An 874-nucleotide genomic window follows, 5' to 3' on the forward strand; every position below is an offset into this window, starting at 1 on the left:
AGGCTGTGGTGACAAATTAACTATTTGATCCATAGCATGATGCTTGCGAGCTTTATGAAGCCGAGGAAGTTAGCGGCGAGCTTGTCGTAACGCGTTGCGATGCGACGCCATTGTTTGAGCTTGGCAAATTGGCAAAGAAGCCCTCGATACCCCATCGTTGCCTGTAGGCTATCTGATCGTAAGCGTGTTGGTATCTGCGATGCCTGCGCGGTGGAATGACCGGTTCACCGCCCTGTTCGAGAATGATGTCATGGAGACTGTCGGCGTCGTAGGCGCGGTCCGCAAGCACTTTCCTTGCCGCCAATCCGCGCACCAGCTCGCAAGCCGGTGCCATATCATTCTGTTGTCCGGGGCCGAGATGGAAGCGAACCGGCAGTCCCAGCGCATCGACTACTGCATGGATTTTGCTGCCAAAGCCGCCGCGGGACCGGCCGAGAGCCTGGGCTTTCGTTCCCCCCTTTTTCGGCGTCCGCCATCTGCTTGTGCCTGCGCCCGGATCACGGTTGCGTCGATGGATAGCCACTCCATGTCCGGGTCGGCAGCGACCGCTTGAAAAATTTTGTCGAATATGCCCTGTTCGATCCAGCGATAGTATCGCCGTTTGATCGTCTGGTACGGGCCGAAACGGTCCTCTGGAAGATCACGCCAACGCGCGCCAGACCGGGCTAGCCACAAAACTGCGTCGAAGAACCGGCGACCGTCGCTGCGAGGGCCGCGTTTGCCTTTGCGACCACCTGGCACGAATGCCTTCAACCGTTCCCACTGGTCGTCTCGAAGAACTTCGCCATCCATCGCCAACCTCCAAAAGTCAGCGTTGAATCTGATTTGCAGATCAGACGGAACCCCAGTCCGTTAATTTGTCACCACAGCCTAG

The 874-nt window shown here is 57.4% G+C and carries 1 pseudogene; it reads right to left on the bottom strand.

The features are described 5' to 3' along the window. Window positions 1-20: 20 nt before the first annotated feature. Window positions 21-792, bottom strand: a pseudogene (locus AC2YI2_RS35075) (IS5 family transposase). Between the last annotated feature and the right edge of the window lie 82 nt (window positions 793-874).

The organism is Rhizobium sp. SRI_017 (assembly GCF_057586295.1).